The organism is Niabella agricola, from assembly GCF_021538615.1.
In the GTDB taxonomy this organism is placed as follows: domain Bacteria; phylum Bacteroidota; class Bacteroidia; order Chitinophagales; family Chitinophagaceae; genus Niabella; species Niabella agricola.
On the sequence record NZ_JAJHIZ010000003.1, the window covers coordinates 2568912 to 2588786 of the forward strand.

Below are 19875 nucleotides of genomic sequence, written 5' to 3' on the forward strand. Positions count from 1 at the left end.
GGTCTGCCGGATTAAAACTGCTCATCCGCACTGGGGCCATAACTGCCCGGAATAGGAATATCCAGGAGGCGCAAGAACACGCCCAGCTGCGCGCGGTGATGGATGGTTTGATTAATGCTCATCCGGATCACTTCCAGTTTGGGATTTACACCATAGATCTTATCGCCCTCCCGGAGTGTCCAGGTATCATCCAGTTTTTTTTCATTTTCGGGATCGTTGAGGTACTTACCTGTTTTTTCCACTTCTCTTTCAAAAATGTCCAGCAATTCCTTCCGGTCTTTTACTACCGTAGGCTGGTAAGGGAATGCCGCAAAGTCCAGTTCGGATGTTTCAAACACCATTGCCGGCCATCCGGGCAGTTCGGCAATATGGGTGGTCAGCTGCATCAGGCTCATACTTTTGGGATGTGGTTTCCAGTCCCATTTATCTTCGGGGATAATATTCAGGAATTTCCGGGTGGTTACCACTTCATTTTCAAAATCCTTTTTTAAAATTTCCAATCTTGTCATGATTCTATGTTTATTGAGTAAAAAATAATTTTCAGGGTATTACCGGCTATTGCAGCGGCTCCGCCTTATAGCCATGGTGCGCGATACAGTTTCGGACCAACGTTGCGTCAATCGTTTCCGGAGTCTCTACGCGCAATATATGATCACAATCTTCCAGGTCAAAATTCACTTTTGCCTCCAGCAAAAGTGCTTCCAGGCATTGTACCAGCTTTGCCGCCACGGGCCGGTTCAGCACATTGGTTTTAAAAATTTCTATAGACGTTTTCATCATCGTATAAAGGGCTTTCCCGCCGCTGATACAAAGTAAAACAGGGCCGGTGACAGCTGTATGTCAGGAGTTCTGTGACCAGTCTTGGATAATGGAACGACCTGGCAGCTTTTTATCCCGCCAATGCCCGCTTCACGGCATCTCTTTTGGCCTTGGATACCGGAACTTTTTCGCCATTGGCTAGCAGTAAACTACCACCGTCTTCTTTTAGCAGGCTTTTTACAAACAGGGGGTTTACCAGGTGCGTTTGATGACACCGGATAAAACCACAGGGAGCCAGTAATTCATCATATTCTTTAAGCGGGCGGGAAACCAGAACCTTTTCTCCATCATCCAGGTGAAAATAAACATAGGTATTCTGCGCTTCGCAACGGACGATGCTGCTTACCGACACATAGCGCGTTTCCTGGAATAATGGGAGGGCGATCTTTTCCGGCACCTTTCCCATGCCTTTAAGATAATTGATTAAAAAATCGAGCTGGCTATACCCTTGCTTCCTGCGCCATTTTTCCATGGCTCTTTCAATAGCCGCCTGCAGGTCATTTTCATCAATGGGTTTCAGGATATAATCCAGAGCAGCAAACTTAATTGCCTGTATACCGTACTGGTCATAGGCCGTTACGAAAATCACGTCAAACCCTCTTTTAGGAAGCCGCTTTAGCAGGTCAAACCCCGTTTCCTTTCCCATTTGGATATCCAGGAATACCAGGTCCGGATTTTGAAGCCGCACCAGCGCCGCTGCCGCATCAATGGTGGAAGCGGTGCCCAAAATGGTTACTCCGGGGAAATTCCTGCAAAGGATTCCTCTCAGGTTTTCAATATTATGTTGTTCATCATCAACAATTACAGCCCTCATGCCAGCCATTCTTTTAAAGTAAGCAATACGGTGGTACCGCTTTCACCCGAACGCAGATCCAATAAAACGGGCGTATCCACATATACCTTATTTAATAAAGATATCCTGTTTTTTGATAACCAGGAGCCTGTTCCGGAAGCGGCAGCTACATTAAATCCCTTTCCATTATCCCTGATCCTGACCAGTACGCTTTTATCCGTTCTTTCAAACCTTATCCCGATGCATCCACCGTCAACTTCCGGCATGGCGTGCTTTACCGCATTTTCCACAAAAGGTTGCAAAAGCATAGCAGGGATCTCGGTGTTTGTCTGATCAATGGTTTCATCTACATATATAGAGTATGCAAATCCAAAACGCATTTGCTCCATCTGTAAATAATCGTTCAGCAATCCAACCTCATCTTCAATAGTAATCAGGTCCTTTTCCGCATCCTCCAGTACTTTTCGGGATAACCTGGAAAAACGGGTGAGATAATCATTGGCGCTTTTGTTATCCTTTTTGTTTAAAAGATTCTGGATACCTGCCAGCGCATTATATACAAAATGAGGATCGAGCTGGTTTCGCACCGATTGCAGGCGCAGTTTACTCATTTGCTTTTCCATCTCTATCCCCGCAATTTTTCGCCTACTTCTCCTGTAATACAGGTAAAATACAAAAGCAGCTAAGAGAATAGCTGCTGCGGCATAGGGAACAATTTGACGGATGGTAAACGCCTTCCCCTTTTCGGGAGGCGAAAAAACTTCTATTGGTATAGTGATGTATTCTTTTTTATTTCCTTCATCATCTTCATCGCCCTTTGTGTTGTATATCTTAATCTCATATTTGCCAGGGGTAGATAACATATATTCATTTACCTCAAACCAGGACTGGAAGCGTTGTTGATCGAAGTGGCGGTATTCACGGGTGCTATCATTGGTAATTTTTGTAACTTCTGCATTGTAATATGTACCTGGATCTATATTAAACCGGAAAACGATATTCGCAAACTCTCCGTAGCGGTAGTGCAGGTTTTCAGGAAAGTTATAGATAGTATTGAACCCGGAAAAATAAGGGCTGCCTACCGAATCTTTACTAAAATAATATTGCCTTAATACCCGGTTACCCTTTTCAAATGTCCCCGCCGAGCCATCGATACCTTCTATTTTGGGAAGCTCCTTTGTTTTTAAGTTCCAGTTCAGCATAACACCTTCCCTGGTGTCGTAATTTCTTGTATCGTGGGCTTCGATATAGATTTGATTACCCAGCGATTTACCATTCCATAATACGGCATAAGGATGTTCTGCATCAAATTTTTGTTCAAAGACCGTCGGCGTTGCCCATTGAGTAAGTGCTGTTTCATCATTCAAAATAATGTGATACCTGAAAAACTCTTTGTCCTCTGGAGTGATTCCATAAGCGATTACCTGTATATCCGAACTATCCGAAACGGATGCTATCCTGTATCTTTTTGACAAAGACTGAATATGACCCGGCCCAACTGTTATCTTGCTTCTTTTTTTATATACAATACCCAAAAGGACCCCTCCATATTGTGTCTGTGTATCTTTCATTGAAGTGATATCTCTTCTAAACACAAAGCGGGTTAAATAAGGGGTGCTGATACTTGTACTGCCAAGCCGGCTGTTTATTTCAAAATCGATGTAATGTTCATATCCATATTTATATTTATTAATTAGGTCTTCACCCCTGGAAATTTTCCGCTGTGCAAAAAGCGAAAGTGTCAAAAAAGACAGGAGCAGTATTGTGTAGATTGCTTTCATTTCATTGATTTATAACACAAATATTGCCTAGTAAAAAGGGCAAAGTCAATGATCTGTTAGTATTCGTCGAAGATCAATTAGTAAACGTTCAATCGGGGCAAGAATTATTTCTTTATCTTATCCGGATTCTTCTTTATGAAATCTTCCCAGCCCTTAAACCCCGCAGCAGCTTTTATAGGACTGCTGATCTGGTAATGATGGCAGAGCGCTACGGCCAGCGCATCCGTAGCATCAAAATATTCCGGCGCTTCTTTCAACGAAAGGATCTGCTGCAACATTTTCCATACCTGTTCTTTTGCTGCGTTGCCGTTACCGGTTACCGCCTGTTTAATTTTACGGGGCGAATATTCCGTAACCGGAATATTAAAATGCATGGCTGCGGCAATAGCCACGCCCTGCGCCCGCCCCAGTTTAAGCATACTCTGCACATTCTTTCCAAAAAACGGCGCTTCGATGGCAAATTCATGCGGCTGGTACACCTGGATCAGTTCCGTTACTTTTTCATGGATCCGGCTCAGGCGTTCATAGCCGTCCAGCCGGGCGGAAAATTTTATGGCATGCATTTCGCGCATTTGTATCTTCTGCCGGGTACATGCAATAATGCTATATCCCATGATCACAGTACCAGGGTCAATACCAAGGATTATTTTAGCGGCTGTTTGCAAAGGGGATGCTATTTTTACCAAGGATTCATGAAGATCAACAAAAATATCAAAATATTCTTCAATTATTTCTTAGGTCCACTGCTGTTTATCTGGCTGTGCTGGTCTATTTACAACCAGGTACGTCAGCAGGAAGGCTTAACAGACTCCTGGACACAGATCAAAGCCTCGCTTAACAGCTCAAAGATCATATACCTGGCAGCGGTGATCGTTTTAATGGCGGTTAACTGGATGGTGGAGGCCTGCAAATGGCGCCTGGCGGTCAAAAGCGTACAGCAACTGTCTTTTATCCGTGCGCTCAAGGCTACTTTATCGGGCGTATCCTTTTCTGTATCTACTCCCAACAGCATTGGTGATTATGTAGGGCGGATGCTGTATGTAGATGAGGGCAAGCGCATTAAAGCTGCCACACTTACGGTGGTCAGCAATATCAGCCAGTTGCTGGTTACGGTATGGGTGGGTCTTTTTTCCTTTTATTTCCTAAAAGGGCCGATTGTTGCAGCGGGTATCATTTCTGTTTTATGGTTTGATGCCCTGTTTTACATTGTGGCATTCTGTGCCCTGTTTTTATTGCTTTTTTATTTCCGTATTTCCTGGATGGCCAAATGGATCAGCCGTATTCCCCCGGGAAAAAGATTCTCCTGGTCGATAGAGGCCCTGGAGCATTTTAATGCAACGGTCCTGCTCCGATTATTGTCTTTATCTGTAACACGGTTTTTTATCTTTATATTGCAATATTTTTTACTATTTCAGTTGTTTGAAGTAACGATTTCCTTTTGGCAGGCCTTGACCGGGGTGAGCGTATTGTTTTTGATTCTGGCCATTATTCCCACTATTGCGCTCTTTACAGACCTGAGTGTGCGGGGAAGCCTGAGCCTGACAATATTAGGATTATTTAACGCCAATCAATTGGGTATTAGCTTAACTTCGGCAAGCATTTGGTTAATTAACCTGGTGATACCGGCACTGATCGGAAGCGTGCTGGTGCTGGGTATTAAACGTATATTTAAAAGCAAAAATGAAAACGCTTAGTTTATTTCTGGTTCCGTTCTTTATGTTATTTGCGGATGGCAACAAGAAGGCCGTTGCACCTGTTGCAACAGAAGCATTTGCAGCGGCGGCTTGTTCCATTCCCAATACGGCTTTTCAGGCTGGCGAAAAAGTGGGGTTTACCGTTGGCTATAGTGTTGCAGGTGCTTTTGTTCCGGCTGGAACAGGATCGTTTTTTACTGCAATGGAAAAACTGAACGGCCGTTCTGTATATCATATTACAGGAACCGGTCGTACGCTTTCGTCTTACGAGTGGGCGTATAAGGCAAATGACACTTATGAAACCTATATTGATGTGGAAAGTTTTCAGCCCCTGCAGTTTATCCGTAATATCAATGAAGGCGGCTATAAAAAATACCAAAAGGTCAGCTTTAACAAAGCGGCCAATACGGCCATCAGCAATGAAGGAGTATTCAAGGTGCCCGCCTGTGTGCATGACGTAGTAAGTTCTGTATTCTATGCCCGTAACGTTGATTATAACAGTCTGAAACCCGGTGACAAAGTGCCCTTTAGTGTGTTCCTGGACAACGAGATCTTCGGCATGTACATCCGGTTTATGGGCAAGGAAACCATTACCACTAAATACGGTAAGTTCAAAGCGATAAAGATTAAGCCGCTGACTATTAAAGGAACCATCTTTGAAGGCGGTGAAAAGATGACGGTTTGGGTTACGGATGATGCCAACCGGGTACCTATCCGCGTGGAAAGCCCCATTATTGTAGGAAAGGTGAAAATTGAAATGACGAGCTTTGAAGGATTGAAGAACCCGATGACGGCGTTAATAAAGAAGCATTAATTGCCGCACGGAGCCCTGGCCTCGGAAGTTTCAGGTTCAACGTTCCTGGTTGGCTCCTTTTATTCAGAAGTTTATTTGGCCATTCACCATTAACTATTCACCATTCCCCATCTTTTATTTACCCTCAAAAAGCGCTAAAGGTCACTCAGCTTAAAAAACTGGTCCGGACGAATGCCCCGTTCTGTGTTCTTCAGCGTACAACATTCCAGTTTCGGGTCATGTTCAAAAAAAAGGATGTATTCCTTTTCCAGCGCCTCCCGTAAAAAGGCCTCTTTTTCGCTCATCGTTATCAAAGGCCGGGTATCGTAAGCCATCACATAAGGCAGCGGAATATGGCCCGGAGAAGGCAGGAGGTCTGCCATAAACACAACCGTCTTTCCATTATACCGAACCTGGGGCAACATCATAGCATCTGTATGACCATGTGCGTATCGCACCAAAAAATCTTCCCCAAACAACACCTCGGGAAGCTTACGATCTATTACAACGTGCCAGTCGGACTGGCCGTCATTTTTTGAAGACCAATGATCTACAAATTTTAATTGGCCGCTTTCCTTTATGGGCAGGATGTTCTCTGAAAGGAATGAAGCCTTTTCCCTCGGGTTGGGATGCGTCGCCCATTTCCAATGCGCCTCATTGCTCCAGTAAACGGCCTTCTTAAAAGCAGGCAGCAGTTTGTCACCCTCCTTTTTTATGGCGCCCCCACAATGATCAAAATGCAGGTGTGTTAAGAACACATCGGTAATATCATCCCGGTGAAACCCGTATTGCGCCAGCGATTTATCCAGGTTGTCATCCCCATGCAGGTAATAATACCCAAAGAATTTTTCGCTTTGTTTGTCACCCATTCCGCAATCTACTAAAATCAGACGTCCTTCCGTTTCGATCAGCAGACTGCGGGTGGCCCAACTGCACATATTATTCTCGTCTGCAGGGTTTAAACCATTCCAGATGCTCTTGGGTACCACACCATACATAGCACCCCCGTCTAATTTAAAATGACCGCAATTGATTGTGTAAAGGTTCACAGATTTCAGATTTGAGATTTGAGTAACCAGCGTTCAGTGCTCAGGTTAAATCCGCTGCTGATAACTGATTGCTGCAGCCGGTTATGCCTTCCGTTGCTTTACCAGTGCGGAATACAGCCAGAAGAACCCGATAGCAAAGAAAACGATCAGTGACAAGATGGAATTTTTCATGCTGCCTGTTTGTTCTTCAATAAATCCAAACGCAAAGATACCAATTACAATGGCCAACTTTTCTGTAAAATCATAATAACTGAAGAAAGAAGCCGTATCCTTTGTTTGAGGCATTAACTTGGCGTAGGTAGACCGGCTGAGCGACTGGATGCCACCCATCACCAGGCCTACGGCAACTGCCAGCCCGTAAAACAGGAACTCTCCATTGCCTCCGCCTTCCGCTACCGCGGCCGTCAAATAGGCTGCGATGCAGATCAATATCCAAAAAACGACCACCCCCATTAATACTGTAAGATTTCCGTACCGGGCCGAAAGCCTTGACATATACCAGGCGCCGGCAACCGCCACCAGCTGTATCATTACCACCGATATGATCAGCCGGTCATCCGGAAGTCGCAGCAGCTTGCTGCCAAAGAGGGTAGCCGCCAGCATTACGGTTTGCACGCCCATGCTGTAAAAAAAGAAGCCGCGCAGGTATCGTTTGAGCACGGGCATTTGTTTTACCTGCTGGTATACTTTTTTTATCTCAATGAACCCATCCTGCAGGACCCGTCCGCCGATCTTACCCGTTTGTACCGATTGAGGCAATCTTGCGAAAGTGATCTGTGCAAAACAAAACCACCAGATGCCCACCAATAAAAAGGTAAGCCGCGTTGCCAATCCTTTATCCTCCATTAACATGATCAGTAAAAACCCTACCAGCTGCATGATTACGCTGCCTACATACCCATAAGAAAAACCACGTGCACTGATCCGGTCCCGGTCTTCGGGGGCCGCTATTTCCGGCAGATAGGCATTGTAAAACACCAGGCTGCCTACATATCCCATGGCAGCCAGCATAAAGGCAACAACACCCAGGCCCAGCGTATCGCTTGTAAAGAAAAACAGAATAGCAGAACCCAATGCGCCCATATAACAGAAAAAACGCATAAAGTTCTTCTTGTTTCCCCGGGTATCTGCGATCGATGTAAGGATGGGATACAGGATGGCTACAAACAGGTAGGCCGCCGCCAGCACATAATCGTACAGGCTTGAGTTTATAAACTGCCTTCCCAGGAAACGCACATTATGATCGCTGGTACTACTTCCGGTAACCGCCAAAAAATAGATTGGGAAGAAGGTTGTGGTAATAACCAGGTTGTACACCGAATTGGCCCAATCGTACATGGCCCACCCGTTGATCACTTTCTTAGAAGCCGTTTGCATGGAATTTGTTTGTATAAAAATAAGGGATTTGGAGCGAGCTTTGAGATTTGAGAACACAGATTTGAGAATCCGGATTTGAGAGGTGAGAAGCGAGAAATCAGAAGCGCGGGCCTGTATATTCGTTTCAGAGCTACGTTAACTGCCGGTAACCGGTGGTGTTCCTGACAAAGGGCGACCGGGAAACCGGTTACTGCTGAAGGGTACATGGAATACGTTGAGCCTCATTTCAGCGCCGGATCCGGTTTAATACCCAATGTGCGGTCCGGGTGCCTGACGCTGAAATCTTGTCTCCATGTTGTTTCATTAAGGCCACAAATGTGCAGATCTGGTACGGCTTTTAATAGTAGTAAAAAAAACATAACGAAAGCGCCGCAGGTGCAATCAGCGTATCTGCGGCAATTATAAAAAAACTTAAGTAAACGACCTTGGAGCTCGCTTCTCAAATCTGAAATCTGGATGCCTGGTTTCAACGCTGATCTGGCTCCTTATTTACCTTTGAAATCCTTAAAAGCCGCTTCCAGCAAGGGCAACAATTGTTCAGACCCGATATTTAAAAACTGCGCTGAAATGGCCACCGGTGTTTTGTACAGCTGATATGTCAATTCCATTGCTCGTTTCTTTACCGGGTTTTGCTGCCGTTGTAAATAGGCCAAGGGATCTTTTACGTCCAGCATAATGATTGGTTGATCCGATACCTGTTCCACCCGGATGTTTTTTACGTCCCGCCATAAGATCCTTCCGGCCGATATACCACTGGAATTATCGGTAATGCCTTCTGCATCTATGAACAGCCCTTCTTTTTTATTCGCTAGTTTCTGAATAAAAACGATGATCCCGATTCCGAAGAACCCGGTGCAGATGTACCCGATGATCCGGATCATGGTGGGGTCATCGCTTCTTATAAATAAGAAGGGTTTTATCACAAAAAGCACCCCAAGTAATACAAACAGTATTGCTCCGATCAGGTAGCGTACCGTCTTTTTTTTATTTATCGGGATGGTTATCGTTTGCGTCATTATTATCTTATTCTTTAAACATATACAGGCGCTGCTTATACAGTCATGGAGAAGATACGGGTATCCGGTTGTTTGCGGATCAGCCGCAGATCAAATGCCATCGCAATATTACGTACAAATGCACGGCCTGCTGCTGTAACCGTCAATCCCGTACTGGAAATTTCCAGTAATCCGTCGCGCTCCATTTCCCGGAGACGAGCTATAATTTCGGGTAGTTCCTGCACCTGCATCGCAGGCTCCGACCAAGAAGTATGAAACCGGCACATCAGGTTTAAAATATGTTTCCGGATCTTCAGATCTTCTTCATTCAGCAGATGCCCTTTAACCACGGGCAAGCGGCCTGCATGCACCTGTTCCGTGTATGCTTCCACCGATTTTTCGTTTTGCGCAAACGCATACCAGGCATCGGAGATTGCCGACATACCCAGTCCGATCATTACCTGGGTGGCCGATGAAGAGTACCCCATAAAATTGCGATGCAGACGACCATCGAGTAAGGACTGGTGCAAACGGTCTCCGGGCAATGCGAAATGGTCCATTCCAACCTCAATATATCCCGACCGTTCCAGTAATGCCTTGCCCTCTTCATATAACTTTCGCTTCAGTTCGGGAGCGGGAAGATCTGCCTCCCGGAATCCCCGCTGTCCTACACCTTTTACCCAGGGCACATGGGCATAGGAATAAAAAGCGATCCGGTCCGGCCTTAATTCGATGGTACGTTCAATCGTAGCCTGCATGGATGCCCAGGTTTGAAAGGGCAGCCCGAAAACCAGGTCATGGCTGATGCTTTCATATCCGGCGCTGCGGGCACCATCCGTTGCAGCTGCCACCCGCTCAAACGGCTGGATCCGATGTATGGCTTTCTGTACTACCGGATCATAATCCTGTACACCAAAACTTACCCGCCGGAACCCCAGGTTCGATAAGGTTTGCAGATGAGCCGCCGTGGTATTATTCGGGTGTCCCTCAAAACTGAATTCGGGTGAAGGCGCGATAACGGCCCTTGAGAACAGCCCTTTTAATAACAGCTCCAGATGGTGCGGACTAAAAAACGTAGGTGTACCGCCCCCCAGGTGCAACTCCTTGATGACCGGTGGCTCCGGAAGTAATGCACAGTTCAGTTCCCACTCTTTCAGGACCGCTTCTATATAGGGCTGTTCCACATCATGCCGGCGGGTAATGCGCTTATGACAGGCACAAAAAGTACAGAGACTTTCACAAAACGGCAAATGAATATAAACGCTGATTCCCTGTGTTGCATTGGTTTCCCGGAAGCTGCGTATCAGCGCCTCCTTCCACCCTCCGGCAGTGAAATGTTCCGGCTCCCAGTACGGCACCGTAGGATAACTGGTGTACCGGGGGCCCTGTATATTGTATTTCTGTACAAGACTTTGCTGCATGCATCAGGATTGTAACAAACGAACGGCATCCCTGGCAAAATAAGTGGCAATGAGATCAGCCCCCGCTCTTTTAATTGAAGTCAGGCTTTCCAGGATGGCCTTTTCTTCATCCAGCCAGCCCCGTTCTGCTGCAGCCTTGATCAGGGCATATTCTCCGCTTACATGATAGGCACTTACCGGAACGGTAACCGTATTTTTTATTTCCCGGATGATATCCAGATAGGCCATTGCCGGCTTTACCATTACAATGTCTGCGCCTTCCGACACATCTTTCAGCGTTTCATTGATGGCCTCTATTCGGTTAGCATAATTCATCTGGTAGGTTTTTTTATCCCCAAAACCCGGAGCACTATCCAGTGCATCCCGGAAGGGGCCGTAAAAACAACTGGCATATTTTGCCGAATAGCTCATAATTCCAACATTCGAAAAACCTGTTTCCTCCAATGCTTTCCGGAAAACTCCGATACGGCCGTCCATCATATCACTGGGTGCAATAAAATCAGCCCCGGCGGCGGCATGCGAAAGGCTCATTTTTGTAAGCGCTTCCACCGTTTCATCATTCAGAATATAACCGCTTTTTACATCCACAATCCCATCATGCCCGTATTCCGAATAAGGATCGAGTGCCACATCGGTCATGACCACTATTTCCGGAACAGCATCTTTGATGGCTTTTACAGTCTGTTGCATCAAACCGTCCGGGTTCCAGCTTTCTTTGCCCGTATTGTCCTTGAGTGCATCATCACATTTTACAAATAATAATACGCACCGGATGCCCAGGTTCCATAATTCTTTGACCTCTTCTACGGTCTTATCCAGCGAGCGGCGAAAATAGCCCGGCATGGAACTAATAGCCTCCACCACATCTGTTCCCTCCGTAACGAAAACGGGCAAGATAAAATCGCTGGGGCGTAATTGTGTTTCCGCAACCATATCGCGGATGGCCGCAGTTCTTCTTAAAATTCTGTTCCTATGTTGTAAGATCATCATCAATGTATTTTAATTCAAAAATTTCAGTTCCGGTATCAGCATCCGCCATAGGCGTATATAATTTCAACGCCTCCGTTCTTTTTGATGAACGAAGCACCGCTCGATCCGCCCTCGGCGTAGTATTCAAAATCGATCCGGTTTTTATCTTTTATGCGGTTGCCTTTTTCATCATACTGGTTGGGCTGATACCACCAGGAAAAAAAAATCATACCGGCTTTTAACAGAATTTACACTTTTTCTATCCTCCGGCCGGAAAGTTTGTGCCCGGGTGATTTCCAGCAAGAACAAAACAGCTTCCGGAATAGAAGCATCCGGCAAAAAGATCCGGTGCTCTTCTCCACCAGGGCCATCCTTTTCTACATACTGTTGCAGGGCGCTGTAGGTAATACCTCCTGTAAACCGGTATTGTTCTACAAAATGAATCTCTTCCTTCGTCTCTTTTTTCAACTCCTGCTTGCGGTAGAACACCGGCTTCCCAAAAAAAGTGCTCAGTGCTTCTGCCAGGGGAACCTCCGTGTAGTCATCTGCTTCATTACCCTTAGATAATTTTTTGTAAGGGATGCGCGACAGGAAACCCAGGGGAGTATACCCCGTAGCCTGCCTGCCGGTTACCTTAACCCAGGAGGTCTTTAACGGGTAAAAATTACCAGCGCTGGTTTCCGCTTCCCCTACTCCTGTCATCCGCGTTGTATCTCCGTAATAGCTGAGGTAAATGGTATATCCCGGATCACTCAGACTGGAAATGATCTTAACCGTTTGGCCGGCTGGTACTTTTTCCAGGACCCTTGCCTTTACAGAAGGTTGCTCATAAATGGCCAATGGATAACCGCTCCAGTTGTAATACGGTGTTGTTTGCGCACTAACTGCCGCCGGCATCAAAAAACAGTATATCAGAAAAAGAAGTTTCACCGGAGATTTGGGTTTTGAGATTTGAGACTTGAGATTTAGGATTTAGCATTTATTACACCCACTCCCGCGGATGTTTACAGGCCTGCAGTAATTTATCTTCCAGGCTCCCGGGCTCCGGCTCATAATTATAAACAAACCGGACCGTAGGGGGCAGACTCATTAAAATGCTTTCGGTTCGACCATTTGTTTTTAACCCGAAAATAGTTCCCCGGTCATGGAGCAGGTTAAACTCTACGTACCGGCCGCGCCGGATCTCCTGCCATCTTTTATTTTCGGAGTTCCAGGACGTGTTCTTTCTTTTTTGTACCAGGGGAAGATACGCCTCCAGGAATGCATCCCCGTTGGCCTTTTGAAAGGCCAGCAAACGGGCAGCCTCTTCTTCGCTGCTCAGATAAAGATGATCATAAAATACCCCTCCTACCCCGCGCATCTCATTTTCGCGGTGCTTGTTGGAAAAATATTCGTCACACTGCTTTTTATATTTCGGATACAATTCCTGTCCAAACGGATCGATGGCCTGTTTTAACATGGTATGAAAGTGTATCACATCCTCTTCAAATAAATAATAAGGGGTTAGATCTGCGCCGCCACCAAACCAGCGATGGGTAACCGTGCCTTCGTTATCATGTGCCTCAAAATAGCGCCAGTTTGCATGTGTGGTAGGCACAAAGGGATTTTCGGGATGCAGCACCAGGCTGATGCCACAGGCGAACCAGGTTCCTTCATTTACGGGCAGCACCTGTTTCATTTTTTCAGTAATATGCCCGTACACAACGGAAACGTTTACGCCTGCTTTTTCAAAAACGCCCCCATTCTCCATAATGCGCGAATGGCCGCCGCCGCCCTTGCCATTTTCACCGCGCTGCCAGTTGTCTTCCTTAAAAACGGCCCGGCCGTCTTCTTTCTCGAGGGCTTTGCAAATGCGATCCTGCAATCCGTAAACGTATTCGATCCATTGCTGGCGGAATGCGTTTGTTGCTTCTTTTTTCATCCGTATGCGTTTTGTTTGCCCCGCTTTGCGGAACGATTTTGTTGGTCGGATGTAACATTACGTCGTAAAATTTTCATTCATCTCTATGCTTAGTCCCGATACTTACCGGGAGAAAATTTTATATCGAACGTTTCATAACCGATAAATATTGTCATCAGGAGTGGCATCCATAAAAATGCCCCCGTCAATTTCAACCTGCTCTATTTTCCCATTGCTGGGGACGGTAAAGGTGACGGTCCTTTCCTTTTTCTTCCAGATCTCCGGGGTATAGTGGTATCTTTTTTCTTTTCCGTCTGCCGGTTTCAGGACCACATCAAAGGGCACCGCAAACCCGCCGGTATTCTCCAGCGTTATCGTGGTATTGTTGGTACCCTGCCGGGCTTCTTTTATTTTAAGATCGATATAATGATTGCTAAAGAACCAGTTCTCCCAAAACCAGGTAAGATCCTGCCTGGCGCCCGCATTGATGGAATAAAAATAATCCCAGGGTGTCGGATGTTTTCCGCTCCAGGTATTTATATAATGAAGCAGGGCCTTTTTGAAAGGCATATCTCCCAACAGGTCTTTTAAAGCCAGATAGGAAAGGGAAGCCTTGCCATAAGAATTTCTTCCATATCCAGCTCCCGACAATTGAGACGACATAGTGATAAGGGGCTGGTCCATTTCTGTTGCAGGATTATTGATCCAGTTCTTTATCCGGAAACTTTTATAGGCACTATCTGCCATATGCTTTCCATTTTCGGAAATACCGATGAGGTATTCAAAGGTAGTAGCCCATCCTTCGTCCATAAATGCATAGCGGGTTTCATTGATACCCATATAAAAGGGGAAGTAGGTATGTGCTACTTCATGATCCACCGTCAGCCGGGAGTCCATCAGATCCCTTAATGAGGCATCGTTCACCATCATGGGATATTCCATATCCGCATATCCCTGGATGGCCGTCATGGTGGGATACGGGTAGTTAACGCCGGGGAGGTGATCCGAATACCAGCGGATGGCATACCGGGTCCATTCTACATAGTTTTTGAAATCGGCAGCAGTATCCTTGTAGGCGGCCTGAATGCTGACTCTTTTTAGTCCGTTACCATCAGCGAGGGCCACATTGCCCGCATCCCATACAAAATGATTGCTGGTAGCAAAGGTGAAGTCGGTTACATTCTTTGCTGTAAATTTCCACTCATTCCATTCGCTGAAATTGGTTACCGCTCCCTGTTCCATGTCTTTGGCTGTGGCCACATGAATAATTTTATTACCGGAGAGCGATTCCCGGAAGCGCCGGAACGCCGCCGGCTGCAGCACCTCCTTTGCATTGTCCAGGGTGCCCGTCGCCCAAACCACATAGTTGGTCGGCACCTTAATAGAAACGAAGTAGTCATTAAAATCATTATAAAACTCACCGCCATCGGTGTGCGGCAGCAGGTCCCATCCGTTGTAATCGTCATACACGGAGATCCGTGGATAGGAATAAGCGCAGAAAAAGGTATTGGGATCAATCTGCCCTTCACGGCCGCTGAGCTTCGACAAGGGGTAGGTCCATTCGATCTCAAATTCGGCTTTCGACCGCGGCGGCAACGGCGTATTCAGGTCTACTTTATTTGCCGTGCCCCAGTTATCACTGTCGATCGAATAATGTTCCCCATTCACCACAAATCCAAGGATCTTTAATCCGGAGGTCAGGAAGTCTTTTGGCACCTGCCCCGCTCTCGGGGCTTCCGGTTTGTGAATATTATTTACAAACCGGATTACTACCGATCTCAAAGTATCCGGACTGTTATTTGCATAGGAGATCTTTTCCCTGCCCGAAACAGATTTTTCCGCCGTATTCACCGTAGTGTTGATCACATACACACCCCGGTTCTGCCAGTAATTGGTTCCCGGCAAACCATTGGTAGTGCGGGTTCCTTTTTTAACGGCATTCTGAATATTCCGGGGCATGTAAAGTCCCTGCGCCGCAACAGCCGCATATTGAAGTACAAATGCCGCAATAAAAAAAGGTATTTTACTCACGGTTATTTTTTTAAATGCTAAACCGGTATTCCTTTACCGTATTTACAAAAGCTTTTGCATGGTCTACGGGCACATTGGGCAGGATGCCATGTCCCAGATTGGCAATATGGCGGTCCTTTCCAAATGCCTGCAGCATCGCTTTTGTTTCTTTTTCGATCTGCGGAATGGGAGCCAGCAATTTTGCAGGATCAAAGTTTCCTTGCAGGGTTATATTATTACCGGCCATGCTGCGGGCTACCTGCGGCTCTATACACCAGTCGATGCCCAGTCCGGAAGCTCCTGTTGCCGCCATTTCTGCCAGTGATCCCCAGGCGCCTTTTGCAAAAACGATCACCGGAACACTTTCTTTCAACGCCGCCACGATCTGGCGGATGTAGCGGAGTGAAAATGTTTCAAAATCGTGTTTGCTCAGCAATCCGCCCCAACTGTCAAACACCTGCAATACATCGGCACCGGCAGCCACCTGTCCTTTCAGGTATGCAATAGTGGTATCGGTGATCATTTGGAGCAAGACATGGGCCGTTTCCGGCTGCTGGTAACAAAAGGCCTTTGCTTCATCAAAGGTTTTGCTGCCTTTTCCCTGAACCATATAGCATAACAACGTCCAGGGCGCTCCGGCAAACCCAATCAGCGGCACACGTCCGTTCAGTTCCTTTTTGATCAGTTTTATCGCATCGAATACGTAGTTCAATGTTTCATTCACATCGGGTACCCGGAGCCGCTGCAGATCGCCAACGCTCTTTACAGGTTCTGGCAGCAGCGGGCCCAGTTTTTCAACCAGCTGTACTTCCATTCCCATCGCCTGTGGTACCACCAGGATGTCTGAAAACAGGATGGCCGCATCCACACCCACAATGTCTACCGGTTGCAAGGTAATTTCGCAGGCCAGCTCGGGGTTCTGGCACCGTTCAAAAAAGGAATACTTTTCTCTGAGTTGGATGTATTCCGGCAAGTATCTTCCTGCCTGACGCATCATCCATACCGGGGTACGTTCCGTGGCTTCTCCGCGAAGCGTTCTTAAAATCAAGTCGTTTTTTATTTCCTGTTGCATATTTAAAAATCTTTGGATCCCCGGGCCGACCGTCGGGTACTGTCGGCAATCATTCCGATCATCTGCTCCACATCGGGCTGTGCTGCTTCTACAATATTTGAGGTATATTTTTTCAAGGCCCTGGTTGTAGACGGGCCAATAGAAAATGCGCTCGTTTCCGGGCTGATCTTATTTAGTGAAAAAAAACTCTCCACGCCACTCGGGCTATAGAACAGGATCCCGTCATAGTGCTGGTCAATGTGTACCGGTGTTTTTATAGTTTTATAAACCACTTTTTCCCGGCAGGAAATGGCGTTCTGTTTCAAACCGTCGGGAATCGTATCCAGGCGCAGGTTTCCACAAAAAAAAACCACCGGGTCTGGTGCATGCCCGATAATCTGTTTTACCAGTTGTGCTCCGTTGGGTGCCGAAGCGCTGATTGTGGTGCCGGGCAATAATTCCTGCACTTTTTTACGGGTGGCCGCTTCAATACAGAACACCCTCCACCGGGGCTGGTTTGTAAGCGCTGCGGCTACTGCCGTTACGGCATTGGCACTGGTGAAAATAACCGCTTGATCCAAAAGCGGCACGTCGGCCAGCAGTGCTGTTACCTGTTCCGGTGCTACCGGTTGCGTTTGCAGAAAAGAGCGGCAATCGAGCTGTACCTGGTCCCCGGCCTTCCGGATGAGCGCATCATCCAATAGCTTTGTACTTAAAATATGAAGCAGTTTATTGCGCATGGTTCATTTTCGCAATTAACGGCCCTGCTCCTTTTTCCAAAATCTTCGCAGCGGCGGCTTTCCCGGCTGCGTTGGCTGCATCGATTGCATAGGTTTCATCCATTTCTATTTTTTGCCAACCATCGGGTGTAACAATACTTCCTTTGAAATGCAGGTTGTTTTGATGAATGGTTGCCAGCGCGCTGATCGGTGTGGCACAGCCCCCCATGAGCGCGCTTAAAAAATCTCTTTCGGCTTTTACACAATACGCCGTTTCTGCATGATTGATGCGGCTGCATGCACGCAGTACTGCTGTATCTCCTTTCCGGGCGGTGATCATGATGGCACCCTGGGCGGGGGCGGGCAGCATCCAGTTAAGGCTGATGCTGTTGGCCGGTTTCAATCCAATACGATCCAGACCTGCTTCGGCAAAAATGGCTCCGAACCAATTGCTTTCGGCAAGCTTGCGCAGCCGTGTATTTACGTTTCCACGGATATTTTCGATGGTATGACCCGGGAACCGGTGCAGCCATTGCGCTTTACGACGTACACTGCTGGTGGCGATAGTTAGGGGAAATGTTTCAGTTTCAACGTTTAAAGTTTCAAGACCTGAGATCTGAGATCTCAAATCTGAAATCTGAGATTTGTCATCCGGCGCCTGCCAGTTGGGATTTAAGACCAGGATATCGTTATAGGAGGCGCGTTCCAGAACAGCAGTTTCTACAATTCCTTCGGGCAATTGAACAGGCACATCTTTCATGCTGTGCACCGCCACATCAATCCGGTTATTCAGTAAAGCGGTGTCCAGTACTCTGGTAAAAACACCCTGAACCCCCATGGAATAAAGAGGGGTTACCTGGTCAAGGTCTCCTTCGCTTTTAACCAATTCCAACGCTGCGGGGGTGCCTAAATTTTCCAGGAGGTTTTTTACCTGGGTGGCCTGCCAAACGGCCAGCTGACTGTCTCGGGTGCCAATACGGATCATAATAAAATATCCGGGGTCAGAGAAGCTGCAGGTAATCGTTGATACTGCTGATAAACTGGCAGCCTTTATCGTGCCGCACTTTGAGGTTTACCGCCAGCTGCTTTACCGCCTTTTGGGCGCGCATTACCCGCTCTGTTTCGCTGATCAGTTCTTTATCCTTATAAAATTCGCAAACACCTGTTTGCATTAAATCAATTTCACGTAGTTTGTTTTTCCAGGTTTTCAGGTGAAGGGCATAATGATAATCTCTCAGCCAGCCCAGAAACTCCTTTTTGAAATACTCAATAATATTGAGTGCCCGGGGCACTTCTGCTTTGCGCTTCGCCAGGGTTTTATCCAGTATGGTATTCGAAATCTCATCCACGTCAATTACCGTAACCTGATCCATGTTCCGGATAGCCGGATGTACATTCACCGGCACAGAAAGATCCAGGAATAATTGCTTTGCGCCGGGTGCCACATGCGCTGGTACCACCATGGGCTCGCTGGCATTCGTACATACAATTACAATATCGGAAGCACGAATTGCAGCAGCTTTATCCGCATAGGAAGCAAACCGGATCCCATGATCTGCAGCGATCTGTTCTGCAACGGCATCCGTACGGTTCATAATCGTAACAGAAGTATGCGGCAAATAGGTGTTCAGGTTTTTGCAAACGTTTACTCCAAATTTTCCGGCACCGATGATCAGCACTTTTTTCTGCGCGATGTCTTTTATATTCTGTAATAATTCAATCGCAGCAAATGAAACAGAAACAGTTCCGTCGCTGAGATTGGTTTCTGTTTTTATTTTTTTTGAAGCCTGGAATGCAAAACTCAGCATCCGGTCCATTACCGGGCCAATCAGTTGCTGACCACGAGCCGTGTCCACCGCTCTTTTCAGCTGCCCCAGGATTTCATAGTCGCCCAGTATCTGCGAATCAAGACCTGCTGCTACATTGAACAGGTGCTGCAGTGCTTCCTCACCATTCTTAAAATAACCGCACTCGTAAAAAGCTGCTTTATCGCCATGCGTGTGAGGCACCAGCAACTCCACCAACTGCATTACCGATTCTGCAAATCCGTAGATCTCCGTCCGGTTGCAGGTAGATACCACAAATACACTTTTTAGGCCTGCCGCCTTTGCACTTTTTCCTAACGTGACAAATGCCTCATTTGTAATGGAAAACAGTCCTCTGGTTGCTGCGTCGGCCTTATGATAGTTAATGCCCGCAATGCAAAAACGATCTAAAACCTGCTTTGAAATATGAAATTCTTCTAACGACATAATTCAGGCGCAAATGTATAAAGGATAAGTGGTAGTATCGTCATACTTTTGTCACCGGGGCCTAAAAAAAGCATGATTTTTATCATGATTTTTCATTATTACAGACAGTATGATTGTCTGACTGTAACCTGTATCTTTGCCGGTTGTTATCCTTTTATCTCATGGGTTCAAAACGGCCCTTTTAAAGGCGCGTACCATTTTTTAACGCTGCGCTAAAAAAAAGCAAAGGTTAGGTGAAGGAATGACCGGAAC

Annotated in this window: 20 protein-coding genes; 2 read left to right on the forward strand and 18 right to left on the reverse strand. The window is 46.6% G+C overall.

Annotated elements, in window-relative coordinates; all coding sequences use genetic code 11:
- Positions 1 to 11: 11 nt before the first annotated feature.
- The 5 genes from LL912_RS16225 to ruvC form a co-directional block, all read right to left on the reverse strand.
- Positions 12 to 509, reverse strand: coding sequence for a DinB family protein (locus tag LL912_RS16225; RefSeq protein ID WP_235554627.1), 498 nt, complete (start codon positions 507 to 509; stop codon positions 12 to 14).
- A gap of 46 nt (positions 510 to 555) precedes the next feature.
- Positions 556 to 780, reverse strand: coding sequence for a hypothetical protein (locus LL912_RS16230; protein ID WP_235554628.1), 225 nt, complete (start codon positions 778 to 780; stop codon positions 556 to 558).
- Positions 781 to 889: 109 nt separating this feature from the next.
- On the reverse strand, positions 890 to 1633 hold the full coding sequence (locus LL912_RS16235) for a LytR/AlgR family response regulator transcription factor (RefSeq protein WP_235554629.1): 744 nt from the start codon (positions 1631 to 1633) through the stop codon (positions 890 to 892).
- Positions 1630 to 3393, reverse strand: a complete 1764-nt coding sequence (locus LL912_RS16240; protein WP_235554630.1) for a sensor histidine kinase — start codon at positions 3391 to 3393, stop codon at positions 1630 to 1632. Before LL912_RS16240 ends, LL912_RS16235 begins: the two co-directional genes overlap by 4 nt.
- A gap of 104 nt (positions 3394 to 3497) precedes the next feature.
- The gene (ruvC, locus tag LL912_RS16245; RefSeq protein WP_235554631.1) at positions 3498 to 4058 is read right to left on the reverse strand and encodes a crossover junction endodeoxyribonuclease RuvC; all 561 of its coding nucleotides are present in this window, start codon (positions 4056 to 4058) and stop codon (positions 3498 to 3500) included.
- A 27-nt stretch (positions 4059 to 4085) separates the two neighbouring features.
- Here ruvC and LL912_RS16250 point away from each other — a divergent pair, with 27 nt between their 5' ends.
- Together LL912_RS16250 and LL912_RS16255 are read left to right on the forward strand one after the other, a co-directional pair.
- A complete protein-coding gene (locus tag LL912_RS16250) occupies positions 4086 to 5087 on the forward strand; it encodes a lysylphosphatidylglycerol synthase domain-containing protein (RefSeq protein ID WP_235554632.1) in 1002 nt (333 codons plus the stop codon).
- On the forward strand, positions 5074 to 5901 hold the full coding sequence (locus LL912_RS16255) for a DUF3108 domain-containing protein (protein ID WP_235554633.1): 828 nt from the start codon (positions 5074 to 5076) through the stop codon (positions 5899 to 5901). Before LL912_RS16250 ends, LL912_RS16255 begins: the two co-directional genes overlap by 14 nt.
- Positions 5902 to 6035: 134 nt before the next feature.
- Here LL912_RS16255 and LL912_RS16260 read toward each other — a convergent pair whose 3' ends face one another.
- From LL912_RS16260 to hemA, 13 genes are all read right to left on the reverse strand, one after another.
- Positions 6036 to 6929, reverse strand: a complete 894-nt coding sequence (locus tag LL912_RS16260) for an MBL fold metallo-hydrolase (protein WP_235554634.1) — start codon at positions 6927 to 6929, stop codon at positions 6036 to 6038.
- Positions 6930 to 7010: 81 nt separating this feature from the next.
- Positions 7011 to 8306, reverse strand: a complete 1296-nt coding sequence (locus LL912_RS16265; protein ID WP_235554635.1) for an MFS transporter — start codon at positions 8304 to 8306, stop codon at positions 7011 to 7013.
- A 485-nt stretch (positions 8307 to 8791) separates the two neighbouring features.
- Positions 8792 to 9322 (reverse strand): STM3941 family protein, encoded by a 531-nt coding sequence (locus LL912_RS16270; protein ID WP_235554636.1) that lies wholly within the window; start codon positions 9320 to 9322, stop codon positions 8792 to 8794.
- Positions 9323 to 9357: 35 nt separating this feature from the next.
- Positions 9358 to 10722, reverse strand: coding sequence for an oxygen-independent coproporphyrinogen III oxidase (hemN, locus tag LL912_RS16275; RefSeq protein WP_235554637.1), 1365 nt, complete (start codon positions 10720 to 10722; stop codon positions 9358 to 9360).
- Positions 10723 to 10725: 3 nt separating this feature from the next.
- Complete coding sequence (gene hemB / locus LL912_RS16280) at positions 10726 to 11712, reverse strand: porphobilinogen synthase (protein WP_235554638.1); 987 nt, start codon at positions 11710 to 11712, stop codon at positions 10726 to 10728.
- 35 nt (positions 11713 to 11747) lie between these two features.
- Positions 11748 to 11921: a hypothetical protein gene (locus LL912_RS16285; RefSeq protein WP_235554639.1), complete on the reverse strand. Its 174-nt coding sequence runs from the start codon at positions 11919 to 11921 to the stop codon at positions 11748 to 11750.
- Positions 11881 to 12588 (reverse strand): hypothetical protein, encoded by a 708-nt coding sequence (locus LL912_RS16290; protein ID WP_235554640.1) that lies wholly within the window; start codon positions 12586 to 12588, stop codon positions 11881 to 11883. The genes LL912_RS16285 and LL912_RS16290 overlap by 41 nt, the downstream gene beginning before the upstream one ends.
- A gap of 85 nt (positions 12589 to 12673) precedes the next feature.
- A complete protein-coding gene (hemF, locus tag LL912_RS16295) occupies positions 12674 to 13612 on the reverse strand; it encodes an oxygen-dependent coproporphyrinogen oxidase (RefSeq protein ID WP_235554641.1) in 939 nt (312 codons plus the stop codon).
- 132 nt (positions 13613 to 13744) lie between these two features.
- Positions 13745 to 15622: a M1 family metallopeptidase gene (locus LL912_RS16300; protein WP_235554642.1), complete on the reverse strand. Its 1878-nt coding sequence runs from the start codon at positions 15620 to 15622 to the stop codon at positions 13745 to 13747.
- Positions 15623 to 15632: 10 nt separating this feature from the next.
- The gene (gene hemE, locus LL912_RS16305; RefSeq protein WP_235554643.1) at positions 15633 to 16673 is read right to left on the reverse strand and encodes a uroporphyrinogen decarboxylase; all 1041 of its coding nucleotides are present in this window, start codon (positions 16671 to 16673) and stop codon (positions 15633 to 15635) included.
- 2 nt (positions 16674 to 16675) lie between these two features.
- Positions 16676 to 17392, reverse strand: coding sequence for a uroporphyrinogen-III synthase (locus tag LL912_RS16310; protein WP_235554644.1), 717 nt, complete (start codon positions 17390 to 17392; stop codon positions 16676 to 16678).
- Complete coding sequence (gene hemC / locus LL912_RS16315; RefSeq protein ID WP_235554645.1) at positions 17382 to 18356, reverse strand: hydroxymethylbilane synthase; 975 nt, start codon at positions 18354 to 18356, stop codon at positions 17382 to 17384. The genes LL912_RS16310 and hemC overlap by 11 nt, the downstream gene beginning before the upstream one ends.
- A gap of 16 nt (positions 18357 to 18372) precedes the next feature.
- Positions 18373 to 19623 (reverse strand): glutamyl-tRNA reductase, encoded by a 1251-nt coding sequence (gene hemA, locus LL912_RS16320; RefSeq protein WP_235554646.1) that lies wholly within the window; start codon positions 19621 to 19623, stop codon positions 18373 to 18375.
- Positions 19624 to 19875: the final 252 nt, after the last annotated feature.

What these genes read in the sequence shown, in the direction of transcription:
- LL912_RS16225 (WP_235554627.1), bottom strand. Translation starts at nt 509, where the DNA reads ATGACAAGATTGGAAATTTTAAAAAAGGATTTTGAAAATGAAGTGGTA.
- LL912_RS16230 (WP_235554628.1), bottom strand. Translation starts at nt 780, where the DNA reads ATGATGAAAACGTCTATAGAAATTTTTAAAACCAATGTGCTGAACCGG.
- LL912_RS16235 (WP_235554629.1), bottom strand. Translation starts at nt 1,633, where the DNA reads ATGAGGGCTGTAATTGTTGATGATGAACAACATAATATTGAAAACCTG.
- LL912_RS16240 (WP_235554630.1), bottom strand. Translation starts at nt 3,393, where the DNA reads ATGAAAGCAATCTACACAATACTGCTCCTGTCTTTTTTGACACTTTCG.
- LL912_RS16250 (WP_235554632.1), top strand. Translation starts at nt 4,086, where the DNA reads ATGAAGATCAACAAAAATATCAAAATATTCTTCAATTATTTCTTAGGT.
- LL912_RS16255 (WP_235554633.1), top strand. Translation starts at nt 5,074, where the DNA reads ATGAAAACGCTTAGTTTATTTCTGGTTCCGTTCTTTATGTTATTTGCG.
- LL912_RS16265 (WP_235554635.1), bottom strand. Translation starts at nt 8,306, where the DNA reads ATGCAAACGGCTTCTAAGAAAGTGATCAACGGGTGGGCCATGTACGAT.
- LL912_RS16270 (WP_235554636.1), bottom strand. Translation starts at nt 9,322, where the DNA reads ATGACGCAAACGATAACCATCCCGATAAATAAAAAAAAGACGGTACGC.
- hemN (WP_235554637.1), bottom strand. Translation starts at nt 10,722, where the DNA reads ATGCAGCAAAGTCTTGTACAGAAATACAATATACAGGGCCCCCGGTAC.
- hemB (WP_235554638.1), bottom strand. Translation starts at nt 11,712, where the DNA reads ATGATGATCTTACAACATAGGAACAGAATTTTAAGAAGAACTGCGGCC.
- LL912_RS16285 (WP_235554639.1), bottom strand. Translation starts at nt 11,921, where the DNA reads ATGATTTTTTTTTCCTGGTGGTATCAGCCCAACCAGTATGATGAAAAA.
- LL912_RS16290 (WP_235554640.1), bottom strand. Translation starts at nt 12,588, where the DNA reads ATGCCGGCGGCAGTTAGTGCGCAAACAACACCGTATTACAACTGGAGC.
- hemF (WP_235554641.1), bottom strand. Translation starts at nt 13,612, where the DNA reads ATGAAAAAAGAAGCAACAAACGCATTCCGCCAGCAATGGATCGAATAC.
- hemE (WP_235554643.1), bottom strand. Translation starts at nt 16,673, where the DNA reads ATGCAACAGGAAATAAAAAACGACTTGATTTTAAGAACGCTTCGCGGA.
- LL912_RS16310 (WP_235554644.1), bottom strand. Translation starts at nt 17,392, where the DNA reads ATGCGCAATAAACTGCTTCATATTTTAAGTACAAAGCTATTGGATGAT.
- hemC (WP_235554645.1), bottom strand. Translation starts at nt 18,356, where the DNA reads ATGATCCGTATTGGCACCCGAGACAGTCAGCTGGCCGTTTGGCAGGCC.
- hemA (WP_235554646.1), bottom strand. Translation starts at nt 19,623, where the DNA reads ATGTCGTTAGAAGAATTTCATATTTCAAAGCAGGTTTTAGATCGTTTT.